The 19161-nt window shown below is 61.6% G+C and carries 14 protein-coding genes and 1 tRNA gene; 3 read left to right on the top strand and 12 right to left on the bottom strand.

What is annotated here, in order from left to right; all coding sequences use genetic code 11:
- The first annotated feature begins 96 nt into the window (after window positions 1–96).
- Window positions 97–1509 carry a transcciptional activator PmfR gene (gene pmfR / locus AB4Z15_RS07900; RefSeq protein ID WP_442016831.1) on the top strand — a complete coding sequence of 471 codons (1413 nt, stop codon included), beginning with the start codon at window positions 97–99 and terminating at the stop codon, window positions 1507–1509.
- Between the two features lie 585 nt (window positions 1510–2094).
- On the opposite strand, the gene AB4Z15_RS07895 is transcribed toward pmfR, so the two are convergent.
- A tRNA-Leu gene (locus AB4Z15_RS07895) sits at window positions 2095–2176 on the bottom strand.
- 198 nt (window positions 2177–2374) lie between these two features.
- On the opposite strand from AB4Z15_RS07895, the gene AB4Z15_RS07890 reads away from it, so the two are divergent.
- Complete coding sequence (locus AB4Z15_RS07890; RefSeq protein WP_431119893.1) at window positions 2375–2980, top strand: ANTAR domain-containing response regulator; 606 nt, start codon at window positions 2375–2377, stop codon at window positions 2978–2980.
- A 160-nt stretch (window positions 2981–3140) separates the two neighbouring features.
- Here the strand turns inward: AB4Z15_RS07890 and pyk are convergent, their stop codons facing one another.
- From pyk to hisI, 11 genes are all read right to left on the bottom strand, one after another.
- The gene (gene pyk / locus AB4Z15_RS07885) at window positions 3141–4631 is read right to left on the bottom strand and encodes a pyruvate kinase (protein ID WP_442016830.1); all 1491 of its coding nucleotides are present in this window, start codon (window positions 4629–4631) and stop codon (window positions 3141–3143) included.
- 55 nt (window positions 4632–4686) lie between these two features.
- Window positions 4687–6144 carry a glutamate synthase subunit beta gene (locus AB4Z15_RS07880; RefSeq protein WP_442016829.1) on the bottom strand — a complete coding sequence of 486 codons (1458 nt, stop codon included), beginning with the start codon at window positions 6142–6144 and terminating at the stop codon, window positions 4687–4689.
- The gene (gene gltB, locus AB4Z15_RS07875) at window positions 6137–10750 is read right to left on the bottom strand and encodes a glutamate synthase large subunit (RefSeq protein ID WP_442016828.1); all 4614 of its coding nucleotides are present in this window, start codon (window positions 10748–10750) and stop codon (window positions 6137–6139) included. Before gltB ends, AB4Z15_RS07880 begins: the two co-directional genes overlap by 8 nt.
- A gap of 260 nt (window positions 10751–11010) precedes the next feature.
- Window positions 11011–12165 carry a prolipoprotein diacylglyceryl transferase gene (gene lgt, locus AB4Z15_RS07870; RefSeq protein ID WP_442016827.1) on the bottom strand — a complete coding sequence of 385 codons (1155 nt, stop codon included), beginning with the start codon at window positions 12163–12165 and terminating at the stop codon, window positions 11011–11013.
- A gap of 21 nt (window positions 12166–12186) precedes the next feature.
- Window positions 12187–12999 (bottom strand): tryptophan synthase subunit alpha, encoded by an 813-nt coding sequence (gene trpA / locus AB4Z15_RS07865; RefSeq protein ID WP_442016826.1) that lies wholly within the window; start codon window positions 12997–12999, stop codon window positions 12187–12189.
- A complete protein-coding gene (gene trpB / locus AB4Z15_RS07860) occupies window positions 12999–14375 on the bottom strand; it encodes a tryptophan synthase subunit beta (RefSeq protein ID WP_442003158.1) in 1377 nt (458 codons plus the stop codon). The genes trpA and trpB overlap by 1 nt, the downstream gene beginning before the upstream one ends.
- A 114-nt stretch (window positions 14376–14489) precedes the next feature.
- Complete coding sequence (trpC, locus tag AB4Z15_RS07855) at window positions 14490–15308, bottom strand: indole-3-glycerol phosphate synthase TrpC (protein WP_442016825.1); 819 nt, start codon at window positions 15306–15308, stop codon at window positions 14490–14492.
- A gap of 2 nt (window positions 15309–15310) precedes the next feature.
- The gene (locus AB4Z15_RS07850) at window positions 15311–15583 is read right to left on the bottom strand and encodes an HGxxPAAW family protein (RefSeq protein WP_216923214.1); all 273 of its coding nucleotides are present in this window, start codon (window positions 15581–15583) and stop codon (window positions 15311–15313) included.
- A 131-nt stretch (window positions 15584–15714) separates the two neighbouring features.
- Window positions 15715–16317 (bottom strand): Trp biosynthesis-associated membrane protein, encoded by a 603-nt coding sequence (locus AB4Z15_RS07845; protein WP_442016824.1) that lies wholly within the window; start codon window positions 16315–16317, stop codon window positions 15715–15717.
- Window positions 16314–17897, bottom strand: a complete 1584-nt coding sequence (locus AB4Z15_RS07840) for an anthranilate synthase component I (RefSeq protein WP_442016823.1) — start codon at window positions 17895–17897, stop codon at window positions 16314–16316. Before AB4Z15_RS07840 ends, AB4Z15_RS07845 begins: the two co-directional genes overlap by 4 nt.
- A 57-nt stretch (window positions 17898–17954) precedes the next feature.
- Window positions 17955–18371 carry a phosphoribosyl-AMP cyclohydrolase gene (gene hisI, locus AB4Z15_RS07835; RefSeq protein WP_442016822.1) on the bottom strand — a complete coding sequence of 139 codons (417 nt, stop codon included), beginning with the start codon at window positions 18369–18371 and terminating at the stop codon, window positions 17955–17957.
- Between the two features lie 89 nt (window positions 18372–18460).
- Here hisI and AB4Z15_RS07830 point away from each other — a divergent pair, with 89 nt between their 5' ends.
- Window positions 18461–19105: a TIGR03085 family metal-binding protein gene (locus AB4Z15_RS07830; protein WP_216923805.1), complete on the top strand. Its 645-nt coding sequence runs from the start codon at window positions 18461–18463 to the stop codon at window positions 19103–19105.
- Window positions 19106–19161: the final 56 nt, after the last annotated feature.

Below are 19161 nucleotides of genomic sequence, written 5' to 3'. Positions count from 1 at the left end.
TGTTGTGTGACTCACAGTAATGACCGCAACATCAGAGATGTATCGTACAGAAGTAAGAATTTTGAGGCCTATTAGTATAGGTGTAATGTTTTAGAGATGGAACAGTCAGTGCTGACGGTCAACGACCTCGTGGAGACTCAAAGCTTGGGAACCCGCGTACTCGCCGGCGCGAGCGGTCTCGAACGCCAAGTCCTTTGGGCCCACAGCTGTGAACTCAACGACCCGGCGCGGTGGCTCGGTCCCCACGAACTCCTCATGACCGTCGGTCTGTGCGTTCCGCAAGGAGCTGAAGATCAAAGCGAGTTCATCCGCAGGCTGCATGAGGCCGGTCTTGCGGGCGTGGCCCTCGGCGACCACCCCAGTCTCCCGGCACTGACGCAAGAGCTCCTGGATGAAGCCGATAAATTGGGCTTTCCTGTCCTTCTGACAGCCGAGGAAACACCGTTTGCTGCAATAGGCCGCACCGTCGCGGCTGCCACAGCCACCACACAAACACTTCAAGTCCTCAAGCTCAGCAAGCTATACCAGCTTTCAACTTACGCGCACGCGGACCCCGAACGCCTCATAGACGACTTGCAAGCCCTTTTCAGGTCTCGACTTACAGTCCAGGACGTCCATAGCGGCCTGACCATCCTAGAAGGACCACCGCTCCCCTCACTGACCTCAACCGCACGGCAACGCTCCTACACACTTCCCGGCGAGCGTGGCGTCAAACTGCTGGTTGGGGAATACCCTGGTGAGGAAATCAGCAGTTTTCTGCTGATTCACATTCTTCAGGTCGTGGACGTGGCCGTGAGCCAACTGTTGACTTCGATCCGGGAACGCGCGGAGCGCTACAGGATCATGCTCGAAGCGATTTTGGAAGGACGCATTCCTGAGAATATCGATGATGTCCTCAAGCCCAGCGCCATGACTGAAGGGTACAAGATCGTCGCCATCAAAACCGACGATGGGCCGAAAGCAGCAAGGGCGATTTCTATCGCCGCGCTGCCCGTCCTTACGGGAGCGGGACGGAAATCATACTTTCTGATGGCTCCCGAGCCGTCTCTTTCCGACACGCGCAAACTCATCGAAGACCTCGGCATCCGCGCCGCAGCGTCCTCGACATATATGGATGTCCGGGATGCAAAAGTCGCAGCCGAGGAAGCTTATAAAGTCCTATCCTCCGGTGGGGCCAACGACAACTGGGTAGACTTTTCAGGGGCACCGATATCGCTCCTGGCCAGATCAAGGAAAGAAGCGGCTGGCATCATCCAGCAAGTGCTCGGAGAACTGGCAGCCGCCGATCCGAAAACAACGGCCCTGCGGAACACGCTCTTCAGTTTTCTCGAAAATGACCGCCGATGGAACGAAACGGCGGCAGAACTGGGAATCCACCGCCAGACGCTGTCTTACCGACTGTCAAAAATCAAAGAGACAACCGGAAGAGATACGTCGTCATCGGCCGACTTCGCCGCCCTCTGGCTTGCCTATCAAGCATGGCTGTCCTATCCGCCAGTGAATGGATAGCAGCACAGGGGCTATTACGATTCGGTGCAAGCGTCAGGCCGCACTACACCCGAGGTCATAGACCTCATCCTGACAGTCCGACGGATTCGAGACAGCGAAGCGCCGGAACAGCGCCATGGTTTTCGCCTGGTCATGTCGTCATATCCGGCGAGCGGAATGAACACGTGACGGCAAGAAAGAGAGCAGACCGTGGTCAGAAACAAAACAGACTTAAGTGTGCACACTGTACACACCCCCTTTGGCCCGACAAAGCGACTCTTCGCCACCGGCACAGGCACGGAAATCTCATGGCTGAAACCGACGAAACAAAAATCCATCGAAGTCATGTCGTATCTAATCCATTAGCCCATGAACATGTGTAGGCCACTCCAGACCTACCGGACAGAACCGAAAGAAGGAATCGACATGACCCCAGCTCAGAGCCAGCGGAGCGCCCACCAGCCAGGGCACTGAGCCCGCTCCCCCACCCCAACTGAACAGGCCGCACCCGGCGGCCAGGCACCATCCGGGACATTGAGGCAGAGGTACATGTCAAGCTTTGTACACACTTAAAAGCAAAAACCCCTCTGACGAGGGGTTATGCCGTGCCCGAGGTGGGACTCGAACCCACACACCTTTCGATACCGCATTTTGAGTGCGGCGCGTCTGCCAATTCCGCCACTCGGGCGCGGATTACCGGGAAGTTAATTCTCGCTGACTGCTCTCATTGCTGTGAGCAACGCGATCCTTTCCCAGCACGCGAAACTACTCTACATGCAGATAGGCTGTTTTTCAGAACTGGGCGCGCGAGTGCAACAAAATCATGTGCCGCAGCGGTCCACACTAAGATGGACTAGAACCCGCCGAACCTTTTCAAGGAGATCCCGTGACCGAACAGACGGAGTCCACACCCGCAGCCCAACTGGCCCGACGCGTCGTCGTAGCCGAGGATGAGACCCTCATCCGCTTGGACATTATTGAGATCCTGAAGGGCGAAGGGTACGACGTCGTCGGCGAGGCAGACAACGGCGAGAAGGCCGTGCAGCTGGCCGAAGAACTGAAGCCGGACCTCGTCCTCATGGATGTGAAGATGCCTGTCATGGATGGCATCTCGGCTGCTGAGAAGATCGTCAAGGCCCGCATCGCCCCCGTAGTCCTGTTGACTGCTTTCAGTCAGAAGGAACTTGTGGAGCGTGCCCGCGACGCCGGCGCCATGGCTTACGTTGTGAAGCCGTTTACGCCCGCTGACCTCATCCCAGCCATCGAGATCGCCCTGTCCCGCCACGAGGAGATCAAGGCCCTCGAAAACGAGGTTTCCGATCTCCAGGAGCAGTTCGCCACCCGCAAGCTCGTGGAGCGCGCCAAGAGCCTCCTGACCACCAAGATGGGCCTCACCGAGCCGGAGGCCTTCCGCTGGATCCAGAAGACCTCCATGGACCGTCGCCTCAGCATGCGTGAGGTTGCTGAAACGATCATCAACCAGGTCAACTAGCACCAAGCAATTAACGACGGCGGCCGGTCACCTCAGCGATAGGTGACCGGCCGCCGTCGTGCCCGCTCAAGGCACGAAGCCACACAAAAAAGACAACACAAAAACAAAGCGGGCCCCGCCAAACGGCGGAACCCACTTTGTTCAAACCAAACCCAGAAACTTAGCTCCTGGTCTTGCTCTTCTTTTCCGGCCACGGACCCACAGGTTCCTTGCGCGAAGCATCAACCTTGGACGTGTCGGCGAGGTCGCCCACCTTGTGGACCTTCAGCGAGTTCGTGGAACCGGCCTGTCCGGGAGGGGAACCGGCAGCGATGACAACGAGGTCGCCTTCATCGACGATCTTCATGTCCAGGAGGCTGCGGTCCACCTGTGCGGTCATTTCGTCGGTGTGGCCCACGGAAGGAACCAGAACCGGCTGGATACCCCAGGTGAGGGCCAGCTGGTTCCACACGTGCTCAACAGGCGTGAACGCGAAGACCGGCTTGACCGGACGCAGACGCGACAAACGGCGTGCGGAGTCACCGGACTGGGTGAAAGTACAGATGTACTTTGCGTCAAGCTGGTCTGCGATTTCGACGGCGGCACGGGTGATGGCGCCACCGCGGGTCTTGGGCTTGGTGCCCAGCGGGGGGACGCGCTCGAGGCCGTGTTCTTCGGTGGACTCGATGATCCGGGCCATAACCTTGACGGTTTCGATGGGGTATTGACCCACCGAAGTTTCGCCGGACAGCATGACTGCGTCGGCGCCGTCGAGCACTGCGTTTGCGCAGTCGGAAGCCTCGGCACGCGTCGGACGCGGGTTGTCGATCATGGATTCCAGGACCTGCGTTGCCACGATGACCGGCTTGGCCCAGCGGCGTGCCAGTTCAATGGCGCGCTTCTGGACGATCGGCACCTCTTCGAGCGGGAGCTCAACGCCGAGGTCGCCACGGGCAACCATGATGGCGTCGAACGCGTCGATGATTTCGTGGAGCTGCTCCACGGCCTGGGGCTTTTCGATCTTGGCGATCACCGGAACGCGGCGGCCCTCTTCGTCCATGATTTCGTGGACGCGCTTGATGTCAGAGGCGTCGCGGACGAAGGACAAGGCAACCAGGTCCACGCCACGCTTGAGGGCCCAACGGAGGTCGTCCTCGTCCTTTTCGCTCAGTGCGGGGACGTTCACGGCAACACCGGGCAGGTTGATGCCCTTGTTGTTGGACACCTTGCCGCCGACCGTAACGGTGGCGACAACCTTGACGTCGTCAACTTCGATGGCGCGAAGGGCAACCTTGCCGTCGTCGATCAACAGGGCATCGCCCACATTGACGTCTTCGGTGAGGCTCTTAAGCGTTGTGGAGCAGATGTCCTTGGTGCCGGGGACGTCTTCGGTGGTGATGGTGAAGATGTCGCCAACAGCAAGCTCGTGCGGGCCGTCAACAAAGCGGCCAAGGCGGATCTTGGGACCCTGGAGGTCAGCCATGATCGCCACGGGCTTGTGCAGTTGCGCCGCAGCCTTGCGGACATTCTCGTAGGTGATGTCGTGCACGGAGTAGTCGCCGTGGCTCATATTCATGCGGGCAACGTCAACGCCGGCTTCCAGCACTGCGAGAGTGTTGTCGTAGCTGGAGATTGCCGGGCCGAAAGTTGCCACAATTTTCGCGCGTCTCATATACCTACCCTAAGTAGTGTGCTGCTGATTGAGTTAAAGATCATTCCTGCCGCCGCTATAAGACCGCGATTGCCCGGTCGGTGGGGGCGACCGGTGCCGGAAGGATTGTGCTTCCCATAAGGAACTTGTCCACTGCCGCCGCGCATGCACGGCCTTCGGCAATGGCCCACACAATCAGGGACTGGCCACGTCCGGCGTCACCGGCAACAAACACGCCCTCGGTGTTCGTCATGTAGTAGCCGTCGCGGGCTACGTTGCCCCGACCGTCGAATTCTGCACTGACCTGCTCGGTGATACCGGACGGTTCAGCACCGGTGAAGCCGAGGCTCAGGAAGACGAGGTCAGCGGGAATGATCCGCTCGGTACCGGCCTTCGGGAGGCGCTTGCCATCCACGAACTCCGTCTCGGCAACCTTGACCCCGGTGAGCTTGCCGTTCTCGCCAACAAACTCCACCGTGGATGCCAGGTATGTACGCTCGCCGCCTTCTTCGTGGGCGCTGGCGACCTCGAAGAGTGTGGGGAACGTCGGCCACGGCTGGTGCCCTGCACGCTCAAGAGGCGGCTGCTTGCCGATCGCGAGCGTGGTAACGGAAGCCGCCTGGTGACGGTGTGCTGTACCGATGCAGTCCGCGCCGGTATCGCCGCCACCAAGGATGACCACATGCTTGCCACGGGCGTCAATGTGATTTTCCGGGCTCTCCCCCGCCACTACGCGGTTGGAGGGAACCAGGTAATCCATGGCGAAGTGGACACCTTCAAGGTCACGACCCGGAATGGGAAGGTCGCGCGCAACCGTTGCGCCGGTGGCGATCACCACGGCGTCGTAACGGCGGCGCAGCTGTTCCCAGGTCACGTCCGTACCGACTGCGACGCCGGTGCGGAAGCGGGTGCCTTCGGCCTTCATCTGCTCCAGGCGGCGGTCAACCTGTTCCTTCTCCATTTTGAAGTCGGGGATGCCGTAGCGGAGCAGGCCGCCGATCTTGTCGTCACGCTCGTACACGGCAACAGTGTGACCAACGCGCGTCAGCTGCTGTGCAACTGCGAGGCCTGCGGGACCGGACCCCACGACGGCAACCGTCTTGCCAGTGAGGCGCGTCGGCGGAAGGGGGTGGACCCAGTCGTTGTCGAAGGCTTCGTCAATGATGGAAACCTCAACCTGCTTGATGGTCACGGCAGGCTGGTTGATGCCCAGCACACAGGACGCTTCGCAGGGTGCCGGGCACAAGCGACCGGTGAACTCGGGGAAGTTGTTCGTGGCGTGGAGGCGCTCAATGGCTTCCTCACCCTTGTCCCGCCACACGAGGTCGTTCCACTCAGGAATGAGGTTGCCCAGCGGGCAGCCCTGGTGGCAGAACGGTACGCCACAGTCCATGCAGCGGCCTGCCTGGCTCTTCAGGACACCCTTTTCCTGGGCTTCATACACTTCTTTCCAGTCCATGATGCGGACCGGAACGGGACGGCGTGGCTGCGTCTCGCGCTGCCGGACTTTCAGAAATCCGCGTGGATCAGCCACCGGTTACCTCCAGGATTCGAGACCATACTTCTTCGCCGTCGGGGTCAAGGCCCTCTTCGATGGCGTCGAGACGGGTTTGCAGGACTGCGGCGTAGTCGCGCGGCAGTACTTTGGTGATGCGGGCGGCGGTGTCGTCGAAGTTCTCGAGCAGACGGCCGGCCAGGACGGATTCGGTTTCCTCGGCGTGCTTGGTGAGCAGGCCGTGGACGATGTCGCGGTCTTCGGCGTCCAGCTCAAGGAGCTGAAGTTCGCCGGAGTCCAGTGCATCCTTGTTGACGCGCTCATGCTGCAGGTCCAGCACGTAAGCAGTACCACCGGACATACCCGCACCGAAGTTGCGTCCGGTACGGCCAATGATCAGTGTTTGACCACCGGTCATGTACTCGCATCCGTGATCGCCAATACCTTCTACGACGGCGGTCGCACCCGAGTTACGCACCAGGAATCGTTCACCAACCTGGCCACGCAGGAACATCTCACCGCTCGTTGCGCCGTAACCGATGACGTTGCCGGCAATGACGTTGCGCTCGGCCTGGAACACGTTGGTGCGGTCCGGGCGGACGATGATGCGTCCACCCGAGAGGCCCTTGCCAACGTAGTCGTTGGAGTCTCCGTACATACGCAGCGTGATGCCGGCAGGCAGGAAGGCGCCAAGAGACTGGCCGGCGGTGCCGTTGAGCGTGATGTCGATGGTGTCCGTCGCCAGCACATCGGTGCCGAACGTCTTGGTCACCACGTGGCCGAGCATCGTGCCCACGGAACGGTCCGTGTTGATGACGTCCAGGGTGATCTTGACAGGCATGCGGTCACTGAGCGCTTCGGCGGCCATGGTGATGAGCCGCTGGTCGAAGTGCTTGTCCAGCTCGTGGTTCTGGGTGGTCATGTTGCGCAGCGGCACGTCGTCGTCAAACTCAAGACCGTGCAGGATCGGATCCAGATCCAGCCCTTCGGCCTTCCAGTGGTCGATGGCTTCACGGGTGTCCAGTACCTCGGCGTGGCCGATCGCCTCTTCGAGGCTGCGGAATCCGAGCTCTGCCAGGATTTCGCGGACTTCTTCTGCGAGGAACTCGAAGAAGTTGACGACGAACTCGGGCTTGCCGTTGAACCTTGAACGCAGTTCCGGGTTCTGGGTAGCAACACCAACGGGGCACGTGTCCAAGTGGCAGACGCGCATCATGATGCAGCCGGAGACAACCAGCGGAGCCGTTGCGAAACCGAACTCTTCACCACCCAGCAGGGCGGCAATGACCACGTCACGGCCTGTCTTGAGCTGGCCGTCCACCTGAACCACCACGCGGTCGCGGAGACCGTTGAGCATGAGCGTTTGCTGGGTCTCGGCCAGGCCAAGTTCCCACGGCACACCTGCATGCTTCAGCGAGTTCAGCGGCGAGGCGCCGGTACCGCCGTCGTGACCTGAAACAAGCACGACGTCGGCCTTCGCCTTGGTCACGCCGGAGGCCACAGTGCCGATCCCGACTTCCGAAACCAGTTTCACGTGTACACGGGCCGAAGGGTTGGCGCGCTTGGCATCGTAGATGAGCTGCGCGAGGTCTTCGATCGAGTAGATGTCGTGGTGCGGGGGCGGGGAAATGAGTCCGACGCCGGGCGTGGAGTGACGCGTCCGGGCTACCCAGGGGTAGACCTTCTGGGCCATCAACTGGCCACCCTCGCCGGGCTTGGCGCCCTGGGCCATCTTGATTTGGATGTCGTCAGCGTTGGTCAGGTACAGACTGGTGACACCGAACCGGCCGGAAGCGATCTGCTTGATGGCAGAACGGCGCTCCGGATCCAGCAGGCGGTCAACGTCTTCGCCACCTTCACCCGTATTGGACTTGGCGCCCAAACGGTTCATGGCGATGGCGAGTGTCTCGTGCGCTTCCTTGGAGATGGAGCCGTAGCTCATGGCGCCGGTGGAGAAACGCTTGACGATGCTGGAAACCGACTCCACTTCCTCAAGCGGCACGGCCGGGCGGACGTCACTCTTGAACTTGAGCAACCCACGCAGGGTCATCAGGTTCTCGGACTGATCGTCAACGCCCTTGGTGTAGGCCTTGAAGATGTCGTAGCGACGCTCACGGGTGGCGTGCTGCAGGCGGAACACAGTCTCCGGGTTGAAGAGGTGCGGTTCACCGTCACGGCGCCATTGGTACTCGCCACCACCGAGCAACGGCTGGTGCGGATGCTCGATGCCGCCCTCGGGGTAGGCCATCTGGTGGCGTGCGGAAACTTCGGCGGCAATGACGTCCAGGCCAACGCCACCAAGTTGGGAGTGCGTACCTGAGAAGAATTCGTCCACGAGTTCCTGCGACAGGCCCAGTGCCTCAAAGGTCTGGGCGCCGGTGTAGGAAGCAACTGTGGAGATGCCCATCTTGGACATGATCTTCAGGACACCCTTGCCGAGGCCCTTGATGAGGTTGTAAACGCCGTCTTCCGGAGTCACGCCCTCAACGTCGCCGTTGGAGATCAGCTGTTCAACCGATTCCATGGCGAGGTAGGGGTTCACTGCCGATGCGCCATAGCCAATGAGTACGGCGACATGGTGCGTCTCGCGGACGTCGCCGGCCTCAACCACGAGTGCCGTCTTGGTGCGGTTTGCACTGCGGAGCAAGTGGTGGTGGACAGCGCTGACCAGCAGGAGCGAGGGAATAGGTGCCCACTGCGCGTTCGAGTCACGGTCGGACAACACAACATACTGCACGCCACGGTTGATCGCGCCGGAAACCTGCTCGCAGATCTCTGTCAGGCGGGCACGCAATGCCGCTTCCCCACCCTCCGGGCGGTAAAGGCCACGTACCTTCATGGCGATGCGGTCGCCGTCGGCGTTTTCAATGTTCGAGATCTTGGCGAGCTGATCGTTGTTGATCACGGGGAACGGCAGGGAGATCTGCGGTTGGCGGACCTGCTTGCCATCCAAAAGGTTGCCGTTCGGTCCGATGGCGCACTTCAGTGACGTCACCAGCTCTTCCCGGATGGCGTCCAAAGGCGGGTTGGTGACCTGGGCGAAGGACTGCACGAAGTAGTCAAACAGCAAGCGCGGGCGCTTGGACAGCACGGCAACCGGGGTATCAGAACCCATGGCACCCAGGGGCTCGGCGCCCGTGCGGGACATGGGGCCGAGCAGGATCTTCAGTTCCTCAGTGGTGTAACCGAAGGTCCGCTGGCGGATGTTCACCGATGCAGCGGTGTGGCGTACGTGCTCGCGCTCGGGGAGCTCGTTGATGTCGATCAGGTTGTCCTTGAGCCATTCGGCCCACGGGTTGGCTGCTGCGACCTCGGCCTTGACCTCGGCGTCGTCGATGATGCGCCCGGCTTCTGTGTCCACCAGGAACATCTTGCCCGGTGCGACGCGACCCTTCTTGACGACGTTGGAAGGTTCGACCTCGATAACGCCCACTTCCGAGGCGAAAATGATCAGGCCGTCTTCAGTGATCCAGTAACGTCCCGGGCGCAGGCCATTACGGTCCAGCGTTGCGCCAACGAGGTTGCCGTCAGTGAAGGAGACAGCGGCAGGACCATCCCACGGCTCCATGAGCAGCGAGTGGTACTCGTAGAAGGCGCGGCGTGCCGGATCCATGGTGGCGTGGTTCTCCCACGCTTCCGGGATCATCATCATGATCGAGTGCGTGATCGGCCGGCCGGACAGCCAAAGGAGCTCGGCTACTTCATCGAAGGAAGCAGAGTCCGAGGCACCCGGGGTGCAGATCGGGTACAGCTCTTCGGGGGTATCGCCCAGCAGCGGGCTGGCCAACTGCGACTGGCGTGCGCGCATCCAATTGCGGTTGCCCTTGACCGTGTTGATTTCGCCGTTGTGGGCGATGGTGCGGAACGGCTGCGCCAAAGGCCACGACGGGAACGTGTTCGTGGAAAAGCGTGAGTGGACAATGGCCAGCTTCGTCTTGAAGCGCTGGTCCGAAAGGTCCGGGTAGAACGGCTCCAACTGGGCCGTCGTCAGCATGCCCTTGTACACAATGGTGCGCGAGGACAGCGACGGGAAGTACACGCCGTACTTGTTTTGGGCGCGCTTGCGGATTCGCCACGCACGGGAGTCAAGTTCGTTGCGCTCAAGCTGCTCGCCGGTTGCAGATGCAAAGAAGGGCTGCGAGAAGTACGGCATACATGCCCGTGCCATGGCACCCACGAGGTCCGCGACCACGGGAACTTCACGCCAGCCAAGGACCGTGAGGCCCTCATCTGCCGCAAGCGCTTCGATACCGGCCTTGGCCGTAGCTGCTTCGCGCGATTCAGCAGGAAGGAAGGCGGTGCCCACCACGTACTGGCCCGGAGCGGGCAGTTCGAATTCGGTGACGGCCCTGAAGAACTCGTCCGGAACCTGCATCAGCAGGCCCGCACCGTCGCCAGTACCTTCATCGGCGCCCACGGCGCCGCGGTGTTCGAGATTGCGGAGGGCAGTCAGAGCCGCTTCCACGATGTCGTATCCCGGTTCCCCGCGGAGCGTGGCAATAATTGCCAGGCCGCAGGCGTCCTTCTCCTTGTCCGGGTTGTAAAGACCCCGGGCCTCCGGAAGCGCAGCAAAGCGCTTGAATGGAGACATGGCACCCTGCGGTTCGATATTTTCGGACCAACCGGGGTTATGAAGATGGGTCATGGGAGACGTCCTTCCTCGTGATCGTGCGTATGGAAGGGACAACGTTGGCCCCACCTTGCATGCCCTTGTGATGGGCACAACAAAGCGCTAGTTATTGGAATTGTAGGCCAGCCAATCAAGCGCAACGAACAGTTACGCAGACCACTGGCCCCGGCTTGACCAGTGAACATCGGTATGCTGCGATCCGGTTTCCGGGGTGCCACGACGCTGTGGACTGGGCCCTACGAGCGGTGACTCTGTTGCCCCTTTGCCGGAAGCGACTACTTGGTGTCGTCAGCTTCCAGCGAGGATCCGGGGGCCTTCCTTGCGGCAGTCGCAGCAGATTCCGATTCCGCCTTGGACGGTGAGTCCTTTGCCGAATCTCCTGCTGCATCCTGCGGCTCGTCAACGTGGCCCGGATCGCTTTGGTTATCTGGGAGATTACCACGGGAACCACTATCCGAGACAGATGGGTCCACATCATGACTGGTGACGCTCGTCACGGATGCCTCATCTTTGGCCGGCATGGCTTCAGGTTCCTTGCCCGGTGAATAAGGGGTATCCGGCTGCGGCCGTCCTCCCCTGCCGAGAACAAGGAAGATCACCAGCGCCGCAATGAAGACGAAGATACTCGTCCACACGTTCAGCCTGGTGGTGATCCCGAAGAGGCTGATTTGCTCGGCGTCGTCAATCCTGAGCGCTTCGATCCACACGCGGCCCAGCGTGTAATACATCGCGTAGAGCCAGAACAGGCGTCCGCGGCGGAAGTGGAACTTCCGGTCCAGCAGGAGCAGAATGGCGACGCCCAGGATGTTCCACAGGAATTCATAGAGGAACGTCGGGTGGAAGAGCGTGTCTGCCGGCATACCCGCTGGGAAGTTGGCGTTTGCAGGGTCAATCTGGAGTCCCCACGGCAACGTGGTGGGAGCGCCGAAGAGTTCCTGGTTGAACCAGTTGCCCCAACGGCCGATCGCCTGGGCAAGCAGCAATCCGGGAGCCGCGGCATCCAGGAACGCCGTGAGCTTGACGCCCGCCCGACGGCAACCGATCCAGGCACCCACGGCGCCAAGCAGCACGGCGCCCCAAATACCCAGGCCGCCTCGCTGTATCTGCGGAATCAGGGAGAGGTCACCTGTGCCATCGAACCCAGGGCCAAAGTAAGCATCCGGGGACGAAAACACGTGGTAAAGCCGGCCACCGATGATGCCGAAAGGAATCGCCCAAATGGCGATATCCCACAGGCTGCCCTCCGGGGCTCCACGGCGCTTCCATCGGGCGGCCGTCAGCCAGAGGCCGATGATGATGCCCGCCAAGATGCAGAGGGCGTAAGCGTGGATACGCAGCGTCCCCCACGGCAGCGGAATGTCGAAACCGGACCACGACGGGCTCGGGATACTCAGTGGAACCATTGCCGCTGCGTGGAGGACGGTCTGCATGGGCTTCGCTGTTTCCTTTTCCTAGGCGTCTGCAGCTGCGCGGCCCAAGCCGGCGCTGAGGTTCTTGGTGAGTTGGCCGACGGCGTCAACGCCGCCGTCGCGCAGGGCCGCCACCAGGGCGGTGCCGACGATCACGCCGTCCGCATAGGCAGCTATCTCGCGGACATGATCCGGGTTGGAAACACCAAGGCCAACGCAAACCCGTTCAGCACCGGCAGCGTGGGCACGTGCCACGACGTCTTCGGCTGTACTGCTGACGGACTGGCGTGTACCGGTCACACCCATGATGGAGACGGCATACACAAAGCCACGGCTGGCCTTGACAGTCATATCCAGGCGTTCGGGCGTGGATGACGGAGCCACCAGGAAGACCCTGTCCAGTCCGTACTTGTCCGAGGCCTCGAACCATTCACTGGCTTCATCCGGAATAAGGTCCGGAGTAATGAGGCCCGCTCCCCCGGATTCAGCCAGGCGGCGGGAGAACTCATCCACGCCCATGCGCATGACGGGGTTCCAATAGGTCATGACCAACACGGCGGCGTCCGTAACGGCAGTGATCCCTGCAACGACATCGAAAACATTGGCGACCCGGAAACCGTTGTTGATCGCTTCCGTGGTTGCAGCCTGGATTACAGGTCCGTCCATCACTGGATCGGAGTAGGGAATACCGATCTCGATGAGGTCCGCACCGTTCCGTGCCAGGGCAATGCCTGCCTCGATGCTGTCCTGGACAGTGGGGTAGCCCGCCGGAAGGTATCCGACAAGGGCTGCCCGGCCTTCAGCCTTGGCACGGTCGATGGCAGCAGCAGATTTGCTGGCGAATTGTTCAGTCATCAGTTCTGGTCCTCGTTTACGTCCACGGCTGCTTCGGAGGTGCGCTCTGCAGGACCTTTGGGCTTGCGGGTAGACAGGGTGGTGCCCTTGACGTGACCTTCTTCGTCCAACATGTTGAACCATGCGGCTGCGGTTTCCACGTCCTTGTCCCCACGACCGGACAGGTTCACGATCACGGAGATCTCGGACGGGTCCTCTTTACCCTCGGTGAGGCGCTTGCCCACCTTGATGGCACCGGCAAGCGCGTGCGCAGACTCGATAGCGGGGATGATCCCCTCAGTCCGGCACAGGAGGCTGAAGGCGTCCATGGCTTCGGTGTCAGTGATGGGCTCGTACGTCACGCGTCCAATGTCCGCGAGGTACGAGTGCTCGGGTCCCACGCTGGGGTAGTCCAGTCCGGCAGAGATCGAGTGGGATTCGATGGTCTGACCGTCTTCGTCCTGCATGAGGTAGGAACGGGCACCGTGCAGCACACCGGGACGTCCCAGGGAGATTGCTGCAGCGTGACGCCCGGTCTCTACGCCGTCGCCACCTGCCTCAAAGCCGTAGATCTTCACGGATGCGTCGTCCAGGAAGCTGTGGAACAGGCCGATGGCATTGGAGCCACCACCGATGCAGGCACAGATGGCGTCGGGCAGCTTGCCAGTCTGGTCCAGGATCTGAGCGCGGGCTTCCTCGCCGATCACTTCGTGGAAGAAACGAACCATGGCGGGGAACGGGTGAGCTCCGGCCGCGGTACCCAGTAGGTAGTGGGTGTTCTCCACGTTCGAAACCCAATCCCGCAGGGCGTCGTTGATGGCGTCCTTGAGGGTCTGCGAACCATTGGTCACGGGAACCACAGTGGCGCCGAGCAGTTGCATGCGGGCAACGTTCAAAGCCTGACGGCGGCAGTCCTCCGCGCCCATGTAGACAACACATTCAAGGCCCAGGAGGGCGGCTGCCGTCGCGCTGGCAACGCCGTGCTGGCCTGCGCCGGTTTCGGCAATGACCCGGGTCTTGCCCATGCGCTTGGCCAGGAGGGCTTGCCCCAGGACGTTGTTGATCTTGTGCGAACCGGTGTGGTTGAGGTCTTCACGCTTGAGGAAAATCCTCGCGCCACCAGCGTGCTTGGAGAAGCGCTTGGCCTCTGTCAGCAGCGACGGACGCCCGGAGTAGTTTTTGTTGAGGTCCTTCAACTCCGCGAGGAACTCGGGATCGGCCTTGGCTTTTTCGAACGTGTCCTGGACTTCGTCGAGTGCGGCGATAAGTGACTCCGGCATCCAACGGCCACCGTAGTTACCGAAGTAGGGCCCGGCCGCGTTGCGCAGCGAAGTGCCACCTTGCAGGAATGCGTCGGCCGCATTCTCTTCCGAGCTGGCTGTTGGCGCGTCCACCATCAGTCTCACCGTCCTGTTCGAAGTTAGTTCATCGGGTAGTTCCACGTGCCACAAGGCAGCCGCAGGCTCATGCCCGGGCTGCCTCATGGCTGTCGCCTTGTTTCAGGTACTGCCTCAGTTCCTGACGGCGATGGCGGCAGCTCCAGCTGCCTTGAATTCGGTGATGCGTTCGCGCGGGGTTGAGTCGCTGACCAGCGCCTCCCCCACCAAGATGGCATTGGCGCCGCTCGCGGCATAGTGCGTGACGTCCTCGGCCGTCCGCACGCCGGACTCCGCAACAATCACTGCCTCAGCCGGAATCAAACCGGCCAGTGAACCGAAAACTGAACGGTCGACGTCGAGCGTCTTCAGGTTGCGAACGTTGATGCCGATGATCTTGGCCTGCGCAGCGACGGCACGCTCAATTTCCTCTTCGGTGTGCGTTTCCACGAGCACGTTCATGCCAAGCTCATGGCTGAGGGCGCTGAAGTGAGCCAGCTCCGAGTCGGACAAGGCCGCAACGATCAGCAGAATAAGGTCCGCACCGTGGGCGCGGGCTTCCCAAATCTGGTAATCGTCCACCGTGAAGTCCTTGCGCAGCAAGGGAATATCGACGGCGGCACGTACGGCATCGAGATCTGCCAGCGACCCGCCGAAACGTCGCTTCTCGGTAAGGACGCTGATGACCGAAGCTCCGCCGTGTTCGTAGTGCACCGCGAGCGAGGCCGGGTCATCAATGGGCGCGAGGTCGCCCTTGGAAGGGCTTCGACGCTTGATTTCAGCAATGACCTTGAGATCCTCACGGCTTGAGGAGGGACCACCCAGGGCAGCCCAAGCGTCACGCGCGGGGGCTGCACCAGCAACGCGGTCCTTCAGCTCAACGAGGGACACAAGCCGGCGGCGGGCTTCCATGTCCTCCTTGACGCCGACGATGATGTCGTCAAGAACGGTCACGATTAGTGGCCGTTGTTCTGCAGCTTGCTGCCACCCACTCCGTAGCCGGCCTTGCGCATGGCCCAGCCCACGATGAGGCCGGCCACCATGACCACGACACCGCCGATGAAGATGGGGGTGCTGGCAATGACGAAAGCAATGGAGGAAATCAGGGCGCCGACCAGCATCACAATCACGCAGGTCCAGGCAGCCGGGCTGTTACCGTGGCCGATGGCATCAGCGTGGCTGGCCATGGTGGAGGTAGCTTGGTTTGCGGACACTGTGGTTTTGCTCATGTGGAATCTCCTCAGGATGAATACTGCTTACATTCTGCCATTTATTGACGGCGGCCGGGACATCGTCCGACGTCAGGACCGGCGCCGGCGCTTATGTTGCGCCAGACCGGCCCGAAAGACTGCTGGACGGCCTAGGTTGGGTCTTCGCCGCGGGAAAGACTGTCCCAACTGTCGATCTCGTCCACGGGTCCACTACCACGTTCTTTGACGGCAGCGGCGTCGTACTTGGTGCGGGTTTTCCAATGCCGTCCGGCCAGCGGCAAGACCACTGCACAGACTGCCAGCAGGGCACCCGCCACGATTGCCAGCACTGGGAAGACCGTCGTGGTCACGCTCGCCTGACCTCCCGAGATACCGGTTGCCGCAGCGATGGAACCCTGGGCTGCGCCGAGAGGATCGGACAGGACCGTGGCGGCTGCGAGGATAATCCCGGCAGCGGACAGGGCAAGGAGGGCCGCGATGATCCAGCGGGCGATCCGCCCCGCGATGGAGGCCGCCAACCCACCGGCAAGTGCTACAAGTGCCAGTGCGGTAACGGCCGTGGCTGCCTTGCTGCCCTGAACGTGGAGGTCGCTGCTGGAGGCGGCCGTGGGATCAAGACGGACCTCGATCCAGGTCTGCGTGGTGGTTCCAAAGACAGCGAGTGCCAGGAGTGCCGTTGCAAGAACAAGAGTTGACTTCCGTGCCCAACGCGGCGATGGGGTCGCCGTCGGTCCCGGTGCTTCAGCGGTCATGAGGTGGGCGTCCCGCCGTCGATGGTTCCTGCGTCCCGCACTGACTCGGCGGAAATATTCTGCAGCGATCCGGCCGTGTGCACGGCCCGAAGCGGCGCAGCAGCCTTGTTCACGGTTTCAAGGGCTTCCGACGGCTTGTGTGAGTCAGCAACGATCCCGCCGCCGGCCTGGACATAGGCACGGCCTTCCCGCAGCAACGCAGAACGGATGGCAATCGCCATGTCCATGTCACCGGCAAAGTCGAGGTAACCCACAACGCCACCATAGATACCGCGGCGGTGCGGTTCGAGCTCGTCCAGGAGGCGCAACGCCCGTGGTTTCGGGGCACCGGAAAGGGTACCTGCCGGGAACGTTGCCTTGAGGACGTCGTAGGCCTTGGCATGCGGAGCCAACTCCCCCACCACTGTGGACACCAAGTGCATGATGTGGCTGAAACGCTCCACCTCCATGAACTGGGTGACGTCCACCGTGCCGGCAACGCAGACCTTTGAGAGGTCGTTACGTGAAAGGTCAACCAGCATGAGGTGCTCTGCACGCTCCTTCTGGTCGGCCAAAAGTTCCGTGGCCAGGGCTTTGTCAGCTTCAACAGTCTTGCCACGGGGACGCGATCCGGCGATGGGGTGCGTAATGACTTCGCCGCCGGTTACCGTCACCAACGCTTCCGGCGAGGAACCCACGATCGAGTACTCGCGGCCGTCAGCATCTTCGAGGCTGAAGATGTACATGTAAGGGCTCGGGTTGGTGTTGCGCAGTACGCGGTAGACATCCAGGGGGTCGGCCTTGCACTCCATTTCGAAGCGGCGCGAGATGACCACCTGGAAGACCTCGCCATCGACGATCGCTTCCTTGCCGCGATCGATGGCTTCCAAGTACTTGGCCTCGTCCCAGCGTTCCTGCACGCTCGACGCGAAATCCAGTGCGGCCGGCTCCAGCACCGAGACCGGCTGGGAAACAGGGGTACTGACCTGGTCCAGCAGCGCTTTAACCCGCGCCACGGCGTCGTGCCAGGCGTCATCCACACGCTCGGAACTGTTGTCGAAGTTGATCGCGTTGGCGATCAGGAGGACTGTGCCGTCCACATTGTCGTGCACTGCCATGTCGGTGACCAGGTTCAGGGCCATTTCAGGCAGCTGGAGGTCATCTTCCGGCGGTGCCGTCAGCTTCTCCCAATGGCGCACGGCTTCCCAGCCCAGGAAACCGACGAGGCCGGAAGTAAAGGGCGGCAGCCCTTCAAAACGGTCCGTTTGCAGGGCGGCTATGGTGTCACGGACTGCTTCCACCGGGTTGCCAGTCACGGGAACGCCGACGGGCGGCTCGCCAATCCAGTGTGCCTGGCCGTCCTTCGTGGTCAGCGTGGCCCGGGACTTGGCACCAATGAAGGAATAGCGCGACCAGGCACCGCCAACGGCAGCCGACTCAAGGAGGAACGTTCCGGGCTGGCCCTTGGCGAGCTTACGGTACAGGCCGATGGGGGTCTCGGCGTCGGCCAGGACTTTGAGTCGGACAGGGATGACACGGCTGTGGACGGCGAGTTCGCGGAACTCTTCCAGGCCCGGGCTGATGATTCCAAGGTCCTGCATGGCTATTGTTCTCCGCCTTTGGTCTTAGGTGGTGCGTCAGGGAAACTAGGGGATGCCTTAATCGCGGTGGCCCGTAACGACCGAAAAGTCGCGCCCGTCGAAGCAGGTGCGGGTACCGGTGTGGCAGGCTGCGCCGATCTGGTCCACGCGGACCAAGAGGGCGTCACCGTCGCAGTCAAGGGCGACTGACTTCACGAACTGAACGTGTCCCGAAGTGTCGCCCTTGCGCCAGTATTCCTGGCGGGAGCGCGAGTAGAAGGTCACGCGTCCCGTGGTCATGGTGCGGCGAAGTGCCTCGTCATCCATCCAGCCAAGCATGAGGACCTCATGGGTATCGTGCTGCTGGATGATGGCGGCTACTAGACCTGCCGAGTCGCGCTTAAGGGCACTGGCGATCTCCTGCGGCAGGGCGTCCGCGGGGTCGCTGGAGAGCTCCACGGCAGGAGTTGGACTGGGGGCGGACTGCTCTGACATCAGATCAAGTCTAGTGCCTTTGATGGGAGCCGGATTCTGCGGCGGTTCCACTGCGCAACCTTGCCCTGATCGTGCTAGTTTCACAAGTGATGCATTTCGTCGATCCTTCCCGAGAAGTACTGGCCGAAACCCTGTTGGCGGCCGGACCTGACTCCCCCACGCTCTGCCAAGGGTGGCTCACCCGGGACCTTGCGGCGCACCTCTACCTGCGCGAGCGTAAAGCAGCCGTGGGCATTGGCCTCTTGATTCCCAGCCTCGGTAAGGCTTCGGACAAAGCAACGGCCAAACTTGCTGCCAAGCTGAAGACCACTGATGACTACGCGGAGCTCGTCAAGACGTTCCGCGCAGGCCCGCCAGCCCTTTCCCCTTTGAAGATCAAGGCGCTGGACGAGACGTCGAATCTCATCGAATATTTCGTCCACACCGAGGACATCCGCCGCGCGGGTGACCGTTGGGCGCCCCGGGCCCTCGACGAAGCGTACTCGGACGCCCTGTGGGATGAACTCATCAAGCGGGCCGCTTTCCTTTACCGCGGCGTGGACCTCGGCATCGTTCTGGTGCGGCCCTCCGGCCCCCGCCATGTGGCCAAGCGCGCTCCGGTGTCGGTAGCGATTGTTGGCGAACCCGGCGAATTGCTGATGCATGCCCACGGGCGCACCAGCCAAGCCCTCGTCACCTTCGAAGGCCAACCGGACGCCGTCGCGCTTTTGCAAACCGCAGACATCGGCCTTTAAGACAAACAACGCGGGGTCACTTTTGGCCCATCATCCTTGCGGAGATGGGCCAAAAG

The organism is Paenarthrobacter sp. 2TAF44 (assembly GCF_052114885.1).
Taxonomy (GTDB): domain Bacteria; phylum Actinomycetota; class Actinomycetes; order Actinomycetales; family Micrococcaceae; genus Arthrobacter.
Note: the sequence above shows the minus strand (reverse complement) of the source record. Positions and strands in the feature narration are given on the sequence as shown.